Source organism: Vallitalea pronyensis (assembly GCF_018141445.1).
Classification (GTDB): Bacteria; Bacillota; Clostridia; order Lachnospirales; family Vallitaleaceae; genus Vallitalea; species Vallitalea pronyensis.
The window spans coordinates 4,307,757-4,325,843 of the sequence record NZ_CP058649.1 but is presented as its reverse complement, the minus strand read 5'-3'; the positions used below and the strand labels follow the sequence as shown (position 1 = coordinate 4,325,843).

Here is an 18,087-nt window from a genome sequence, read left to right as displayed (position 1 = left end):
AAGTGTTATAATGGGGGCATGAACTTAATACTGAAAGGATGAATAAGCTTGACTTTATATGAACAATGGAAAGATATTGCCTATGTAGAACGTACACAGGAAGAATATGACGCTTTTTGGAGTGATTACTTAGCAAAAGAGCAGAAGAATTATGAGCATATCTTAGAGAACAAAGATGAGAAAATTAGCGGGACTTTTGCTGAACTTGCAGAGCTTTTTAACATGGACTTGGTTACATTTGCAGGTTTCTTAGATGGCATTAACACAAGTTTAGTCAATACACTGGATTTAGATAGTCTAACGGAAGAAAGTCCTTTGGACTTAGCTATAGATATGGAGAAGTTATATTACAACATGCTTGATGCAAAAGCAGACTGGTTATATACGCTTCCTCAGTGGGACACAATTTTAACAGAGCAAAAGCGAAAAGAGATTAAAAAGTCCTACAATCAAACAAAGATTGTTGTAAAAGGTAAGAAAATTGGACGTAATGAACCTTGCCCATGTGGCAGTGGTAAAAAATATAAACAATGTTGTTTAAATAAACAATAGCAATAGGCAAACACCCTAGAGAAATGCAGGGTGTTTGTTTTATGATTAGTCATGTTAAAAAGAAGCCACCTCACTGTCACATGAGTATGAAATTATCCATACCTCTGTGAAATAAGATAGCTCCTTTTATTTATGTGTATAAAATAGAGGAGGCTATTTTAACAACATGTATTGCGTGTCTAACACATTACTGGTTTAATAATTTTTCCACCTCTTTTACAAGGTTCTTAGGACGTTTCATTGGATGATAGCGATTAACAATTTGACCATCAGGTCCAATTAAAAACTTAGTAAAATTCCAAGGTATTTTTTTCCCACCTGTTTCTTTGACAAGGTATTGATAAAGTGGATGCGCTTCATCACCGTTGACATCTATTTTTGCAAACATTGGGAAAGTCACACCAAAGTTCAGTCGGCAGAACTCTTGAATCTCTTCATTGCTGCCAGGTTCTTGTTCCTTAAATTGATTACAAGGGAATCCAAGAATAACGAATCCTTTATCTTGATATGCCTCATAGAGTTTTTCTAAGCCGTCGTATTGTTTTGTAAAGCCACACTTGCTGGCTACATTGACAATAAGGATAACCTTTCCCTTATAAGTTTCCAGAGATACTTGATCCCCTTGAATAGTCTCTACATTAAAATCGTATATTGACATATAATCACCTCTAACTTTATTTTCTTATTCATCTTATAGGAAAGTTCTAATTTAACAAATGAGATAGAAGCGTTCTCATTTGTGCTAAGGAAACTTTCCTAACGAAACAACTTGCTTCGCAAAACGCGACATAGTCGCTTTGTTCTATGAATGGATTATGTATGTATTATGTAGGTCTAAATGACATAATAGGATAGCTAAGTAAAGAGTTTATGTGTTTATTTAATAATATAATATATTATATAATAATAATTGTCAAGTGATAATTGATAAAAATAATTGTGTTTATCCAGGATACCTGACAACATATGAATATTAAGAAATAGGTTTATTACAATTAATTTAGTAAAGATCGTTTAGAAAAGAGATGGGGAATCCATAGACCTCCACAGTTATAGAATATAAAGCGAATTGAATATTTGCTAAATAAAAATAAAAATTATTTCAAAATTATTAGTAATAATAGAAGTAATTGACAAATAATTGAATATAAAAATAGAAAATGCTAATATAAAGTCATAACCGTTATATTAACTAATATAATTTATTATATACCATGATTTATAAGTGAATATAACCATGAATAGAGGCGCAAAGGAAGGGTAGTCTTTAAGTGCTAAGGAGATGAACCTCTGAAATTAAAGACGAAGGGTCACTTTGCCGAAAGGGTATACGGGTTCATAAGTATACGCTTGGTGATAAGAATAATGCCTTATCACTGCCATCAACCTATGATTGATAGCCAATAGGATAATGGAGAGCTATTTATGTTATGAAATAAGATTTCATACATAAATGGCTTTTATTTATGCACTGAAATTTTATTTTCAGTGTTTTTTTGTCTTTAAAACAGTCTTTAATCTTAAGAAGGAAAGGGTGAAGGATATGAAGGTAACCATACGTTTACGCATGAGCATGCATGATGCACATTATGGAGGAAATTTAGTGGATGGTGCTAAGATGTTACAGCTTTTTGGGGATGTTGCAACAGAATTGCTCATACGTCACGATGGCGATGAAGGCTTATTTCGAGCTTATGACAACGTAGAATTTCTAGCACCAGTCTATGCTGGAGATTACATAGAATGTGAGGGAGAGATAACCTCATGTGGCAATTCCTCACGAAAAATGACCTTTGTAGCTAAAAAAGTCATTGCTCTTAGACCTGATGTTAATGATTCAGCAGCTGATGTATTGGAAGAACCCGTCATTGTGTGTAAAGCCAGTGGAACCTGTGTTGTTCCAAAAGATAAGCAAAGAAAGTAGGGGTGTTATATGGAGAAGTTAGTGATTACAGCAGCGATATGTGGAGCTGAAGTGACCAAAGAGCAAAATCCAAGTGTTCCTTATACGGTAGAAGAAATTGTCAGAGAGGCAAAATCGGCATACCATGCAGGTGCCAGCATTATTCACTTACATGTGCGTGAAGATGATGGTACACCCACACAGGACAAAGAACGTTTTGAAGTATGTATAAAAGCCATTAAAGAAGCCTGTCCGGATGTGATTATCCAACCTTCAACAGGCGGGGCTGTTGGGATGAGTAACGAAGAAAGACTTCAACCTACTTTATTAAAACCAGAAATGGCATCTTTGGATTGTGGTACATGTAATTTTGGCGGGGATGATATTTTTGTTAACACAGAAAATACCATTATTGAATTTGCCAATACCATGAATAAGATGGGCATTAAGCCTGAGTTGGAGGTTTTTGACAAAGGTATGGTGGATATGGCACTTCGTTTACATAAAAAAGGATACATCAAAGTACCTCTCCATTTCAATTTTGTTCTTGGCGTTAATGGAGGGATTGCAGCTACACCAAGGGACCTGGTGTTTTTAGCAGGAAGTATACCAACAGATGCCACATATACCGTAACAGGTATAGGAAGACATCAAATAAGTATGGCTACATTAAGCATGGTTATGGGTGGTCATGTAAGGGTAGGGTTTGAAGATAATCTCTATCTAAAAAAGGGTGTTTTAGCTAAGTCCAATGGGGAATTAGTTGAGAAAATTGTACGTATAGCTGAAGCCTTAGGCAGAGAAATAGCAACACCAGAAGAAGCCCGATGTATACTGGGTTTATCATAGATAGAGAAAGTAAAATTTTTAAAGATTACGGTAGTTATGGCATGTGTTGCATGTACTGCTAATTTAAAAAAATATAACGGGGGAAGGTGAGTACGTGAGTAAAGTAGTGGGTAAACAGGACCTAATACCATTGATGCAAGATGGATTGGTTATCATGATTGGAGGTTTTTTGGCTTGCGGTACTTCGGAGAAAATGATTGACTTTATCATTGAACAAGGTATCAAAGATCTGACCATTATCAGTTCAGATACCAGTTTTGTAGATAAGGGAACAGGCAGGCTGATCGCTAATCGGCAGGTAAAAAAAGTGATTGCATCCCATATCGGAACCAATCCAATGACCGGTCAATTAATGAATAGTGGTGACATGGAGGTTGAATTAGTCCCTCAAGGTACGCTGGTAGAGAGAATTCGAGCAGGAGGCTATGGCTTAGGCGGTGTGCTGACACCGACAGGGGTTGGTACCATGGTAGCTGAAGGAAAAGAAGTGATGACCATTAATGATAAAGACTATTTACTTGAAATGCCTTTAAAAGCGGATATAGCCATTTTAAGTGGCAGTGTGGTGGATTCCTTTGGCAATACTTTATACAAAGGTACAACAAGGAACTTCAATCCCATAATAGCTATGGCAGCGAAACATGTTATTGTGGAAGCGGACCAATTGGTTGAACCAGGTGATATTGACCCAGAATACATTATGACACCAGGGGTGTTAGTAGACTATATCATAAAGGGGGGGCATGATGATTGATAAGAATCTAGGTAAACAAATCATTGCTCGTCGGGTTGCAAAGGAATTACAACATGGTCAGCTAGTGAATCTGGGTATTGGCCTTCCCACAAAAGTTGCTAACTATATTCCAGAAGGCGTTGAAGTCATTTTTCAATCGGAAAACGGTATGGTAGGCATGGGCAAAGTAGCAGCAGAAGGACAAGAAGATGAACGTATCATTAATGCTGGTGGTGACCCTGTAACCATACTTCCTAATGGCGCCTATTTTGATTCGGCTATGTCTTTTGGTTTAATTCGGGGCGGTCATGTGGATTTAACCGTTCTTGGTGCTTTACAAGTGGATGCAAAAGGTAATCTAGCCAGCTGGATTATACCTGGAAAACTTGTACCAGGTATGGGTGGCGCCATGGATTTAGTTACTGGTGCTAAGAAAGTTATTATTGCTATGTTACATACGGCTAAGGGGAAACATAAGATTCTTGAAGCATGTACACTACCTTTGACTGCAAAAGGTGTAGTGGACTTGATCGTGACAGAACTTGGTGTGATGAAAGTGACATCGGATGGGTTGGTACTCCAAGAGATTCATCCAGATGTGACCATAGAGGATGTCCAAGAAGCTACTGGATGTGCATTAACAGTGGCTGAAGATTTAAACATAATGGATGTTCAAATAAATATTTAGGTGAAAGGATGATGAAAAGATGAGAGGTTGCAAATATGGCACACATAGAGTGATTGAACCTAAGGGGGTATTACCACAAGCAGCACAAAAAATATCTAACGATATGACCATTTTTGATAATGAGATGTTAATACAGGTTCAAGCATTGAACATTGATTCAGCCAGTTTTACACAAATTAAAGAGACTTGTGGAGGCGACGAAGAAAAGATAAAAGCCATGATTATGGGCATTGTGAATGAACGAGGCAAGATGCAGAATCCTGTCACAGGTTCAGGCGGTATGTTAATCGGTACAATCAAAGCCATTGGAAAAGACTTAACAGACCGGGCTCTAAAAGTGGGGGATAAGATTGCATCTTTAGTTTCGCTTACGTTGACGCCCCTTAAAATAGAAGAAATTACTGCTATTAAAATGGGTATTGATCGGGTTGAGATTATTGGAACAGCCGTTTTATTTGAAAGCGGTATTTATGCTAAATTGCCTGATGATATGGAAGAAACCTTAGCACTAGCAGCCCTTGATGTAGCAGGTGCACCAGCTCAAACAAGAAAGCTTGTGAAAAAAGGGCAGACGGTTCTTGTTCTTGGAGCCAATGGTAAATCTGGCTTATTATGCTGTTATGAAGCTAAGAAGCAAGTAGGTGAAGAAGGTCAGGTTATTGGTCTTGTAAGAAGTGAAAATAAGAAAAAATTCTTAGAGGAAACAGGTTTATGCCATGACGTGATTATTGCCGATGCAACCAATCCTATTCAAACATTAGAAGAAGTCCTAAACGTGACAAATGGCAAAGAAATTGATGTGGCCATTAACTGTGTGAATGTACCCAATACAGAAATGTCTACGATTTTACCCGTTCGTGAAGAAGGTATTGTCTATTTCTTCTCCATGGCAACAAGTTTTACAAAAGCGGCTCTTGGTGCTGAGGGCGTTGGCAAAGACGTGCATATGATTATTGGTAACGGTTATTCTCTAAACCATGCAGACATTACGTTAGATGATTTACGTGAATCCAAAGTGATTCGTGATATTTTTGAAAAATTATACCTATAAGCTAAATGCGAACGTATAAGAAACCCTGTAAAGATTAAAAATATGTAACCATAACAGAGGAGGTATGTTGAATGGGCAAGGGTGAAGTAGGTGTGTCCATTCAACATATGCAGGTAGCGTTCTTAATACTTTAAAAAATAATGATAATAGCGGGGTGTGAAATGAATAATAGTAAAAAGCATGCATATTATAGTCACGTGAGCGACGAAGACTGGAATGATTGGAAGTGGCAGATGCGAAACAGGGTCAAGAAACTAGAAGACCTTAAGCAATATTTACCACTTAATGCATCGGAAGAAGAAGGGATTAAACGTTGTCTCCAATCCTTAAGAATGGCAATTACACCATATTATTTATCGCTGATTGATCAACATAATGAGCATGATCCAGTACGTAAGCAAGCAGTACCAATGAGCCTCGAACTGCATACAACCAAAATGGATTTTATTGATCCTTTATCAGAAGATGCCCATTCACCAGTTCCAGGTTTGGTTCATCGTTATCCAGATAGAGTGTTATTGCTTATTACAGACCAATGTGCCATGTATTGTCGTCATTGTACAAGAAGACGTTTTGCTGGACATCAGGATGAGGCACTTCCAACCAGTCGTGTAGACCGGGCAATTCAGTATATTGCAGATACCCCTAGTGTTCGGGATGTTCTTTTATCGGGTGGGGATGCACTGCTCATGTCCGATGATAAACTAGAAGCCATCATAAAAAAATTAAGGGCTATCCCTCACGTAGAAGTGGTACGTATCGGTACAAGAACACCCGTGGTGATGCCTCAAAGGATTACAGATGATCTTGTAAACATGTTAAAAAAATACCATCCTATCTACGTGAATACTCACTTTAATCACCCAAATGAAATCACAGTGGCATCAAAAAATGCTTGTGAAAAGTTAGCCAACGCAGGGATTCCCCTTGGTAATCAATCCGTCTTGCTAAAAGGTGTGAATGATTGTGTCCATGTCATGAGAAAACTGGTAAACGAGTTAGTGAAAATTAGAGTAAAGCCCTATTATCTCTATCAGTGTGACTTGACAGCAGGTATTGAACATTTTAGAACTTCTGTGGCTAAGGGTATTGAAATTATGGAAGGACTTCGTGGGCATACATCAGGTTTTTGTGTACCGACCTATGTCATTGATGCTCCAGGTGGAGGAGGCAAAACACCCGTTATGCCCAATTACCTCATATCCCATGGCCATCAAAAAGTGGTGCTTAGGAATTTTGAGGGGGTTATTACCACCTATAAAGAACCTGAACATTATGAACCGGGATGTCAGTGTGAGGTCTGTCGTGGAGAAGCCTCCCGCCATCTTGTAGGAGTTGCTGGTTTGCTATCCTGTAATGAAAAGTCCATGATGGAGCCTGAAGGTTTAGAGAGAAAATTAAGAGGGTATGTTCAGGATGAAAAGATTGCTTTGCAAGCTAACGGATTATAAAAGTGTTGCCATTATAGGTATGGGGAAGAATGTGGGTAAAACCACTTTGCTTAATTTTTTATTAAATAAGGCTAGGGGTACATGTACACTTGGCCTTACTTCTATTGGCCGAGATGGCGAGGCTATAGACGTTGTTACAGGGACTAAAAAACCCCGAATATGGGTGTACAGCGGCACCATCATGGCAACGGCTCACCAATGTGTAAGCATGAGTGATATAACGTTGGATATCATGGCAACGACAGGTATGAATACACCTATGGGGGAAATTATCATTGTCAAAGCCTTAACTGATGGGTACATTGAATTGGCAGGGCCATCCGTTAATCAACAGCTTCAAAAACTTTATGATACACTGATTTCCTTAGGGTGTACCACCGTGCTATGTGATGGCGCTATATCAAGAAAGACATCAGCTTCACCAGCTATCACTGAAGCCGCTATTCTCAGTACAGGGGCTTCTGTTCATGAAGACATGAGGCTGGTAATAGAAGATACCGTTCATGTTGTTCGTTTGTTAAGCATACCCATGACAAAAGATGATAACGTAAGAGAAATTGCTCAGCAATATGAGGATAAGAAGGTCATCATTATTGACCAAGACAATCATGTTAAGCCCTTATCCCTGGTAACTGCCTTGTCATCCATGGATAGTATTCTTGAACAGCTTCATGCCCGTTCAAAATATATACTGATTAGAGGGGTTCTAACGGATGATATGTTAAAGCGAATCATGACAGGTACCAAAAAAGCCATGACGGTAATCGTTGAAGATGGAACCAAGTTAATGCTGTCTTGTGACTTGTATGAACGGTTTATGAAAAGTGGTGGAAGAATAGACGTCTTGCACTCCATCAATCTTATTGGCGTCTCCATTAATCCTGTATCACCTGACGGTTATACGTTTGATTCAAAAGCGTTCAAAGAAGAATTGGCTGGACGTATTTCTGTACCTGTTTTTAATGTCTATGACAGTGATTTTGAAGTAAGGGGTGATGATCATACAAGCAATGGATAAACGTTTAGGTGAAGATGTAGGTCTCCCTTATATCTTAGATGAGCTACGTGTTATATCGCCTTATGGAAAATATGCAAAATCAATGTTACAGCTCTATCAACCCCAAGAAAAGGCATGTTTAATCAAGGCGTTAAATGATGTTGAAACCATGATGCAAAGTTTACTAAAGGAGAAACATATATGGACCTCCATAGAAACTGTCATGGCAAAATTAAAAGATGTCAAGCTGTTAATCAAAAACTTTACGGTTCAAAAAGTACTTGATGATGTGGCGTTGTTTGAGATTAAACATGTTGCCATGCTTATGGAGGACATAAGCGCTTATTATAAGCAGTTAACAGTATCAACGGATATAAGACTCACGAGTATGAAAGCCCTAATTGATCTCCTTGATCCACAGAATAAGGGCATACAGAGTTTTTATATCTATGACCACTATGACCCAGAGCTTAGCCCTATTAGAAAAGAGAAAATCCGTATAGAAAAAGAGATATTCGCTGAGGATAATCCACAAAAAATTGAGGTTCTAAAAGAACAGCGATTAGCACTTGTCGTACAGGAAGATAAGCTTGAAACAGCCATTAGAAAACAATTGAGTGCTAAAATATATGCCTTTAAAAACAAGTTATTATATAATATGGACACCATTGGCCGTTTGGATTTATTGAGAGCCAAAGGCGCGTTAGCCATACACTATAAGGCAACAAAACCCATAATAGAAGATGGACTAAAGGTGCAGATAAAAGATGCAAGACACCCAGAAGTCATGGCTTATCTTGAAAAAAGAGGGAAATCTTTTGTACCCATTAGCATGCAGTTAGTAGAAGGCGTAACCATCTTAACAGGGGCCAATATGGGGGGCAAAAGTGTGGCACTCAAAACCATGATACTCAATATCCTTCTTGCCCATATGGGGTTCTTTGTATTTGCTGGTGAGTTACGCTTCGGGTTATTTGAGTATATTTGTTTTGTTTCTGATGATATGCAGTCCATAAGCCGAGGCATTAGCACCTTTGGGGCGGAGATACTTCGTATTAACGCAATGGTTGAGGGCATAAAGCAGGGGAAAAGTTTCGTAATTCTTGACGAGTTTGCAAGGGGAACAAATCCCCATGAAGGTGCATTGCTTGTACGTGCACTATGCAAGTATCTTAAAGAGCAGCATGCCATTAGTTTATTGGCGACTCACTATGATGGCATAGTGGATAAGGGGATGACCCATTATCAGGTTATTGGACTTAAGCATATGGACAAAGCTGCTTTAAGAGCAATGATAGGCAGTGATCCTGAAAAAGCTATTGGGCATATTCAAGATAAGATGAATTATAATTTGGAATGGGTCAGTGAAGAGGCTGGTGTGCCTCAGGAAGCGTTAACTGTAGCCGAATTATTGGGGCTTGATGCAGGTATTATTACCATTGCCAGAGAGCTTGGAAACATGGAATAAATGATTTAATTATCCATACTAATAAAAAAAGCATTTTCAGAGAGAACCAAATGCATAACGTCTATAATCGGTTAAAATTAAGAGAATGAAAGCAGGTGGTGGGTGTGACGAGTAAATTACATCTAAATGAGACATTAGTGGCAGAATCAAGAACTGCTGCTAAAGAAATAGCCCATGAGACCCAGAGGTTTATTGAAAAACATACAACGGTTTCCGTTGAAAGAACCATATGTCGTCTTCTAGGTATAGATGGTGTGAATGAGGCCATGGTACCTCTTCCAAATATTGTTGTGGACCATATTATGGAAAGCGGCAGCTTAGGTCTTGGAGCTAGTATGTATATTGGAAACGCCATGATGACTTATGATCTGACACCTCAAGAAGTTGCGGAAAAAGTAGCTTCAGGTGATTTGGATCTTGTGCATCTACCCATGAAAGATGCTTTTGATATAAAAGTTGCCATTAACCAGTGTGCTAAAAAAATGGTAGAGAAAATCCAAAAAAATAGTCAAAAAAGAGATACTTATCTTGATGCTTACGGCGATAAGACAGAACCTTATCTCTACGTCATTGTAGCCACAGGTAATATTTATGAAGATATAACACAAGCCGTTGCAGCAGCTAAGCAGGGAGCAGATGTCATCGCTGTTATTCGTACAACAGGACAGAGCTTGTTGGATTATGTACCCTATGGTGTGACCACTGAGGGCTTTGGAGGCACTTATGCCACACAAGAGAATTTTCGTCTAATGCGAGAGGCATTGGATCAGGTATCAGAAGAGTTAGGCCGCTACATTAGGCTGTGTAACTATTGTTCCGGTTTATGTATGCCAGAAATAGCTGCTATGGGTGCCATAGAGCGATTAGATGTGATGTTGAATGATGCCCTTTATGGTATTCTCTTTCGGGATATCAATATGCAGCGTACCATGATTGATCAATACTTTTCTAGAGTCATTAACGGTTTTGCAGGCGTTATTATTAATACAGGTGAAGATAATTATCTCACCACTGCTGATGCCGTTGAAGAAGCCCATACCGTCCTTGCTTCTCAATTTATCAACGAGCAATTTGCCCTATTATCTGGTCTAAAAGAGGAGTTAATGGGACTTGGGCATGCTTTTGAAATGACCCCGGAACTCAAAGACGGCTTTTTACTGGAGTTGGCTCAGGCACAGATGGCCCGAGAGATTTTCCCCAAAGCACCTCTAAAATACATGCCGCCTACAAAATTTATGACGGGTAATATCTTCAAAGGTCATGTGCAGAATACATTGTTTAATATGATATCCATTATGACAGGTCAGAAGATTCACTTACTTGGCATGTTAACAGAAGCTATCCATACCCCATTTATGGCAGATAGAGCACTGTCTATTGAGAACGCAAGGTACATCTTTAACAACATGCATTCTCTAGGAGATGAGATTACGTTTAAAGAGGGTGGTATCATACAAAATAGAGCTAATGAAGTACTTACCAAAACCCATGTGCTATTAAAAGAGATCCAATCAGAAGGGCTTTTTAAGACCCTTGAAAAGGGTATATTTGCAGGAGTAAAAAGACCCATGAATGGGGGTAAAGGACTAAAAGGTGTGGTTCAGAAGGAGAATACTTACTTTAATCCTTTTATTGATTTGATGTTGGATTAATGAATACACAAATGCTCATAGAATCATAAAAATAACGTATATCTGAGATGTGCACAATAGAAGGGAGTGGTATGGATGAGCGGTGGATTATATTCCATGGAGAAAAAGAATTTTGATCAAAAATTGGATCTGACACGTTTAAAACCCTATGGTGATACCATGAATGATGGTAAGGTTCAGGTTAGTTTTACATTACCAATAGAAGATAATGAAAACGGTATGGAGGCTGCAAAACAGTTGGGTAAAAAAATGGGATTAAGCGACCCAGCAGTTGTTTGGCATGAAGCGTTAGATAAGGCATTTACATTCTATGTGGTCTATGGCAGCTTAATCCATTGTGTGGATTATACAACCATTCACGTAGAACGGATTCAAGTGGATACCATGGGTATGAAAGAAGTGGATGCATATATTAAAGAGAATATTGGGCGCCAAGTGGTGATTATAGGTGCCAGTACAGGAACCGATGCCCATACCGTTGGCATTGATGCGATTATGAACATGAAAGGTTATGCTGGTCATTATGGGCTGGAACGTTACAGCATGATTGATGCGTACAATCTAGGAAGTCAAGTGCCCAACGAAGAATTAATCAAACAGGCCATTGAATTGAATGCCGATGCCATTTTGGTATCGCAGACGGTGACGCAAAAGGATATTCATATTAAGAATCTCACAGAGCTTGTGGAATTATTAGAAGCAGAAGGAATCAGGCATAAGGTTCAATTAATCTGTGGAGGGCCAAGAATCACCCATGAGTTAGCAAAAGAGTTAGGTTATGATGCTGGGTTTGGACCAGGTAAATATGCAGATGATGTGGCATCTTTTATCGTTACAGAGCTTGAAAAGGCGATAAATGCTCATGCTTAGTATAATTGCAGGACGGCAGAAACAGATAATAATACAGCTCTAACCGTCTATTTGAAGATATGAACATATGAAAGGCAGTTAGTCATACATGCGCTTTCTTAACATCATCATACTCTCCTGTACCCATCGTTTTGTAAGAAAAAACATTGTAAATGATTTTACATAATTTTAACTTATAATAAGACAAAACGTGTTATAATAACGATACGACGATTTACGATTAAGGAGTTATGGCTGAATGATGTTAAGAAAAATACTTAAAATGATGAAATGGTTCTCTCTGTTTATACTATCCCTAATCATACTGATAGTTGTGGTTATATTTATTATAAGAAGGGTGAACGTAAATAAAACGAAAATTACGACGGATAAAGGTATACAAGAAAGTAATTATGTAGAAATTAACGGTAACGAACACTATTTACAAATAAGGGGCGAAAACAGGGATAATCCTGTCATTTTGTTTTTGCATGGTGGCCCAGGTTTTCCATTAACCTATTTATCAACTTACTTTCAGCAAGATCTGGAAAAACAGTACACCTTTGTGAATTATGAACAGCGTCACGCAGGTAGAACCTATTATAAAAACGATACCACTGAGGAAGTATCCTTTGGCATCATGTTGGAAGATGTACATGGTGTTGTTAACTATGTAAAAAATAGGCTTCAGGTTGACAAGGTGATCATTATGGGTCAATCTTGGGGCACAGTATTAGGCAGTACGTATGTTCAAAAGCATCCAGAAAATGTAACAGCTTACTTTGGTGTGGGTCAAGTAATCGATTTTGACCAAGGTAAGATTCTAGCTGCTGAACAGGCCATGGCACTTGCTGATCAAGAGGACTCAGATAAATTAGAACACGCTATAGCCCAGTTTAAAAAAAGCCATAACACACAACAGACTGATATAGTTAATCTAGAAAACTTGATCATGACTTCAGCAAAGTACCTAAAAGGTGATAAAGAAATTTCTGGATTAAAACAAATGTGGCTTGGCATCAGTTCGCCCTATATGACCATCCAGGATATTCAATGGTTTTTAAATGCATCCAATACCCAAAAAATTATGGCATTACAACAAAATGTCATCAATTACATGTATTATGAGTTTAATGTGAATAACTTAAATGCGCATTATGATGTCCCCATGTTTTACATTCAAGGAAGTCACGATTATATTACACCCACACAATTGGTGGAAGCATATTATGCCACAATAAGCACACCTGTTAAAAACATGTACATTATGGAAGATGCAGGGCATACTCCATTTCTTGATAAACCCAATGAATTTGCAGAATTTGTTAGAGATGCAATAGAGTCTATTCACTAGCCATGCACTAGTGGACTAATGTAAAGAGTTTTATTTACATTAGAAATAGAACGGATTATGCATATTAAAATAAGGATTAATGATATATAGTAAATATAGTGAAGTTATATACCGTAAGCGTCAACTTCTAAAAAATAGGGAATATAATAATTGTGTTGGTAAAACCATACATACTAATGTTACAGAAATATTACATTCATACAAAAGGGTTGCATTTTCTAGGGAAATCCTATATAATAGCACACGTTGGATAAATGACTAAAAAACTAAGGAGGTCGTGTAAAAGATGAACAACATAAACGTAAACAACCTAAATGAATTGAATAGTGTAAAGTCGATGTACACGACAATAGCCTTTTAAGTTCTACTATACATATAGCAGTTAAACGGTGTCATAGGTTGTGTATACAATCCTATGGCTTTTTTATGCCCAAATATCGTTATAAATCTAAAACCATAGGATGATGACCTGTGGTTTTTTATGTTTTAAGTTATGACAAAGAGAAAAGGTTTAATAAGTTTAAGGGGGGAGAATCATGGAATATACATGCCCATTTGAAACAAAACGACAAGGTTTTGACATCTGATGTAAAAATATGATTCTATGGAGGTATGACAATGGTATTAAAAGACAGAAAGTTTGACAAGTATACAAAATAAAACAATGTAAATTAAAAAAGATATGTATTAAACAGATAACATAAAGGAGTGTATCATTATGAATGAATTTACCGTAACAGATATAATAGATGAAGAAATGACAAGCAGTATGAAAAGTACCAACAAGGAGGACCTAAAGATGAAATTAATAAATATGGGTATTCACATCGGAAGTTATAAGATTAACTTTTCCATTAATAAAAGCTATAAGGCTATTAAAAAGAAATTAGAACATTACCATGAGGTTAACCACGCCATGAAAGAAAAAGATGACAAACTGATTGAATGTGGTATGTATAATTTTTTTGTATAAGATAAGAAAAGCTATCATATGCTATTGATAAGCCATAAAAAAAGAAGTTGGGTACTTACCTGACTTCTTTTTTGTAATTAAAAACCTATCATGTATAAAACCCTTCCTGTTAAGATACGCCTTAAGAAAGGTTAAACCATGTAATGCTATAGGTAATTGAGTTTATCCATCAATTAGTGTATAGTAGAGTGTAATCATAAGGAGTGGATGCCGTGGAAGCTTATAAAGAAGATTTAATTACCATCAATGACCCATTTCCTGTGGAAGTGTTTATACAAAATAATGAAAAGGCACCTATTATTGTTGAGCCACACTGGCACGATTGTATTGAAGTACTATATATCTTAGAAGGTCAGGCTAGACAGCAGGTGAATGAACAAACTTTTTATGTGGAAACTGGTGACGTCTTAGTCATTAGCAAGGGTGATATTCACGGTACTTGGTGTGAAAGAAACGATGTATGTAAGATTCTTGTTCTCAAATTCTTACCAGATGTTATTAAGAGTGCCAGCATATACGATTCTAAATATATACATGCTTTTTTGCAGAATAAAAAAAGTGGCATGCATTACTTGAAAAAAGATGCTTTTAAAAAAAGCAATATCCGTGAATGTTTCATGGGGGTATTACAGGAATACGAGAATAAAGAATTGGCACATGAGATCTTTATTAAAGGATATATCCATCAGATTATCGCTATTTTAATACGAAATGGTACATTGACTATCTATCCCCAACTGCCTCAGGAAGATGAGCTACAATTAATTAATCCTCTGATTGTCTATATAGAAAGGCACTATGATGAGCGTATAACACTTCAACAAGCAGCAAATATGGTAAACATGAGTTATTACCATTTTTCAAGATATTTCAAAAAAGTAACCGGTAGAAACTTTAAAGAATATGTTGATTTTGTACGTGTTAGTGAAGCTGAAAGGCGCTTGATTTCTAGTAATAAGTTGATATCTGAGATTGCATATGAAGTAGGCTATAATAATTTATCAAGTTTTAATAGAGTATATAAACGTATTCGTGGCTACCCACCAAGTAAATTAAATCGAGCAAAAACGGACCATATGTAAGCAAAAAAAGCATATCATCAACTTTCTATATTGTTTATAATACTTTGTATAATACATCATTTAGGAGGTTGTTATCTTGGGTACATTTATACCGAATTATAAACATATTTTACATGCTGCTCGTAATATCAAACCAGAAAGAATGCCACTGTATGAACACATTATCTCTATTGAAACAATGGAACAGATTACCCATACTTCTTTTGGGCCATTAATTAATGGGGATCTAGCAGATAAACGAGAGTTTATGAAGCATTACACAGGTTTTTTTAAGGAAATGGGATACGATACTGTCAGCATGGAGTGTTGCATTGGACCAATCATGCCTGGTAGTGGGGCACTAGGAGGTCATCAACCAGGTGTTATTAAGACGAGAGAGGATTTTCAGCGTTATCCTTGGGACGATATTCCCTCATTATTTTTTAAACAATACAGTGATTTATTTCAATTGTTAGAGGAAGAAATGCCAGAGGGTATGAAGGCCATTGGTGGTCCTGGAAATGGTGTTTTTGAGTGTGTACAAGAATTAGTAGGGTATACTGAATTATGCTATCTTTCTGTGGATGATCCTCATCTATATGATGATATATTTCATGCAGTAGGACATGTGATGTATAAGATATGGGAAAGATTTCTACAGGAATTTGGTGATACCTATACCGTATGCCGATTTGGTGATGACTTGGGATATAAAAGTCAGACCCTTATTTCAACCGACAGCATAAAAAAGAATGTTGTTCCTGAATATAAGAAAATCATAGAACTTGTACATCATTATAAAAAACCATTTCTATTACATTCTTGCGGACATATATTTGATGTGATGGAAGATTTGATTCATGTGGCGGGAATTGATGCCAAACATTCTAATGAAGATCAAATAGCACCATTTTCAGAATGGATTCATCGTTATGGTGACCAAATTGGTAATTTTGGTGGCGTTGATATGGATGTACTATGTCGATGCAGTCAAGAAGAAATTAAAGATTACGTTAATGATGTAATGGCTTATTCAATTAATCATAAAGGATTTGCTCTAGGATCTGGTAATTCCATACCAGGTTATGTGCCTGTTGAAGGGTATTTAACAATGGTAGAAACCGCTAGGAGATTCAGAGGTGAATAATCCATTAATGGGACAGATATTCATTCTAGATGGCATACTTACACGGGAATGACTATCTTGAACATCACGAAGATTAAAACCATTATTCTACTACCTTCTTTAATCATACCTGGTATCTATTTTTTTATAAAACAATTCTTTTTATAGTCAGGTAAGCATACATGAAGTATTTTAATGTGCAGCTTATGACCTTTAACAAAAGCTTTACATAGCAATAAAAGGTTGATAATGGAAAGAAATGATGAGATATGGTATCATGGGAATAGCGTTAATGACATCACACATGGTTATAACGAGAGCTATTTTTACATATATTATTGGAGTGTGGATTGGTAAGTCCATGTGCTATGTGGTTATGTCATGGTTAAGGAGAATGTTGCAATGGATGAGAGAATGAAATGGTTAGCAGAAGAACATATTGCCCATCGGGGTTATCATGATGGGGATGCATGTCCTGAAAATTCCATGAGGGCATTTAGAGAAGCTATTGAAAATGGTTTTGGTATTGAATTGGATGTGCATGCCACATCAGATGGAAAAATTGTGGTATTTCACGATGATAATCTAAGGAGAATGACAGGTGTCAACAAAGATGTGAAAGACTGTACTTACGATGAGATTAAGCATTTGACCTTATTAAAGTCTGATGAACATATACCTTTATTCAGTGATGTACTGAAAGAAGTTAATGGTCAAGTGGGTATCATGGTTGAATTAAAAAGCATCGGTAAACCTGGGTTGTTAGAGGAGAATACATACAAATTATTGAAAACATACAAAGGTAATTTCATTATTCAATCCTTTAACCCGATTACATTAGCTTGGTTTAAAAAACACGCACCAAATATGATACGAGGTCAACTATCAGGGGTTTATAAGGGTGAAAAGTTAGCATGGTTTAAACGCATCTTACTGAAGAACTTTTTGCTTAATCATTTGAGTGAACCTCATTTTATCAATTATGATATTGCGTTTATTGACCGGCTGCCCATAAAGATTCTGAGAAAAAAAGGCCGTGCAATATTTGGTTGGACGGCTCGAACAAAAGAAGAGTATACAGAAGCATTAAAAAAATGTGTCAATGTTGTATTTGAAAACTTTGACCCAAGAGTATAGATTATACCACTGTTATGGACATATAAAGACCACATGAAGTCTATTGGAAAATATTTTCAATGGACTTTATGATTGTAACATTATCTATTTATTTTCTGTCAATTTGTAAATCGAAACACCCTTTCATAAGCTGAAAATTAAAGCATTTATGGAAAAAATCTTAAAAAAGATGATGAGTAGAGCATATTGTTTATTTATAAAAGCATATGGTTCCAAAACAGCCTAATTATTAACAGAATAATC

The 18,087-nt window shown here is 36.9% G+C and carries 17 protein-coding genes and 1 riboswitch; of the genes, 16 read left to right on the top strand and 1 reads right to left on the bottom strand.

The window, feature by feature from the left end:
* Positions 1-48: 48 nt before the first annotated feature.
* Complete coding sequence (locus HZI73_RS18050) at positions 49-552, top strand: SEC-C metal-binding domain-containing protein (RefSeq protein WP_212694766.1); 504 nt, start codon at positions 49-51, stop codon at positions 550-552.
* 187 nt (positions 553-739) lie between these two features.
* Here HZI73_RS18050 and HZI73_RS18045 read toward each other — a convergent pair whose 3' ends face one another.
* On the bottom strand, positions 740-1,210 hold the full coding sequence (locus HZI73_RS18045) for a glutathione peroxidase (RefSeq protein WP_212694765.1): 471 nt from the start codon (positions 1,208-1,210) through the stop codon (positions 740-742).
* A gap of 576 nt (positions 1,211-1,786) precedes the next feature.
* Positions 1,787-1,982: riboswitch (Lysine riboswitch) on the top strand.
* A gap of 113 nt (positions 1,983-2,095) precedes the next feature.
* Between HZI73_RS18045 and kal the strand changes: the two genes are divergently transcribed.
* The 15 genes from kal (at position 2,096) to HZI73_RS17970 (ending at position 17,844) form a co-directional block, all read left to right on the top strand.
* Entirely contained in the window at positions 2,096-2,476 is a 381-nt protein-coding gene (gene kal / locus HZI73_RS18040; protein WP_212698857.1) for a 3-aminobutyryl-CoA ammonia lyase, read from the top strand.
* Positions 2,477-2,485: 9 nt separating this feature from the next.
* Complete coding sequence (gene kce / locus HZI73_RS18035; RefSeq protein ID WP_212694764.1) at positions 2,486-3,304, top strand: 3-keto-5-aminohexanoate cleavage enzyme; 819 nt, start codon at positions 2,486-2,488, stop codon at positions 3,302-3,304.
* 94 nt (positions 3,305-3,398) lie between these two features.
* A complete protein-coding gene (locus HZI73_RS18030; protein WP_281418807.1) occupies positions 3,399-4,058 on the top strand; it encodes a CoA transferase subunit A in 660 nt (219 codons plus the stop codon).
* On the top strand, positions 4,048-4,725 hold the full coding sequence (locus HZI73_RS18025; RefSeq protein WP_212694763.1) for a 3-oxoacid CoA-transferase subunit B: 678 nt from the start codon (positions 4,048-4,050) through the stop codon (positions 4,723-4,725). Before HZI73_RS18030 ends, HZI73_RS18025 begins: the two co-directional genes overlap by 11 nt.
* Positions 4,726-4,744: 19 nt before the next feature.
* A complete protein-coding gene (gene kdd / locus HZI73_RS18020; protein ID WP_212694762.1) occupies positions 4,745-5,776 on the top strand; it encodes an L-erythro-3,5-diaminohexanoate dehydrogenase in 1,032 nt (343 codons plus the stop codon).
* A 161-nt stretch (positions 5,777-5,937) separates the two neighbouring features.
* Entirely contained in the window at positions 5,938-7,227 is a 1,290-nt protein-coding gene (gene kamA, locus HZI73_RS18015; RefSeq protein ID WP_212694761.1) for a lysine 2,3-aminomutase, read from the top strand.
* Positions 7,193-8,245, top strand: coding sequence for a lysine 5,6-aminomutase reactivase subunit KamB (gene kamB, locus HZI73_RS18010; RefSeq protein ID WP_212694760.1), 1,053 nt, complete (start codon positions 7,193-7,195; stop codon positions 8,243-8,245). Before kamA ends, kamB begins: the two co-directional genes overlap by 35 nt.
* Positions 8,223-9,692, top strand: coding sequence for a lysine 5,6-aminomutase reactivase ATPase KamC (gene kamC / locus HZI73_RS18005; protein ID WP_212694759.1), 1,470 nt, complete (start codon positions 8,223-8,225; stop codon positions 9,690-9,692). The genes kamB and kamC overlap by 23 nt, the downstream gene beginning before the upstream one ends.
* A gap of 104 nt (positions 9,693-9,796) precedes the next feature.
* Entirely contained in the window at positions 9,797-11,344 is a 1,548-nt protein-coding gene (gene kamD / locus HZI73_RS18000; protein WP_212694758.1) for a lysine 5,6-aminomutase subunit alpha, read from the top strand.
* A gap of 75 nt (positions 11,345-11,419) precedes the next feature.
* On the top strand, positions 11,420-12,214 hold the full coding sequence (gene kamE, locus HZI73_RS17995) for a lysine 5,6-aminomutase subunit beta (RefSeq protein WP_212694757.1): 795 nt from the start codon (positions 11,420-11,422) through the stop codon (positions 12,212-12,214).
* A 238-nt stretch (positions 12,215-12,452) separates the two neighbouring features.
* A complete protein-coding gene (locus tag HZI73_RS17990; RefSeq protein WP_212694756.1) occupies positions 12,453-13,547 on the top strand; it encodes an alpha/beta fold hydrolase in 1,095 nt (364 codons plus the stop codon).
* A gap of 718 nt (positions 13,548-14,265) precedes the next feature.
* The gene (locus HZI73_RS17985; protein ID WP_212694755.1) at positions 14,266-14,520 is read left to right on the top strand and encodes a hypothetical protein; all 255 of its coding nucleotides are present in this window, start codon (positions 14,266-14,268) and stop codon (positions 14,518-14,520) included.
* Positions 14,521-14,732: 212 nt separating this feature from the next.
* Positions 14,733-15,602: a helix-turn-helix domain-containing protein gene (locus HZI73_RS17980; RefSeq protein ID WP_212694754.1), complete on the top strand. Its 870-nt coding sequence runs from the start codon at positions 14,733-14,735 to the stop codon at positions 15,600-15,602.
* Positions 15,603-15,678: 76 nt separating this feature from the next.
* The gene (locus HZI73_RS17975; protein WP_246552206.1) at positions 15,679-16,728 is read left to right on the top strand and encodes a uroporphyrinogen decarboxylase family protein; all 1,050 of its coding nucleotides are present in this window, start codon (positions 15,679-15,681) and stop codon (positions 16,726-16,728) included.
* A 381-nt stretch (positions 16,729-17,109) separates the two neighbouring features.
* Complete coding sequence (locus HZI73_RS17970) at positions 17,110-17,844, top strand: glycerophosphodiester phosphodiesterase family protein (protein ID WP_212694753.1); 735 nt, start codon at positions 17,110-17,112, stop codon at positions 17,842-17,844.
* Positions 17,845-18,087 lie beyond the last annotated feature (243 nt).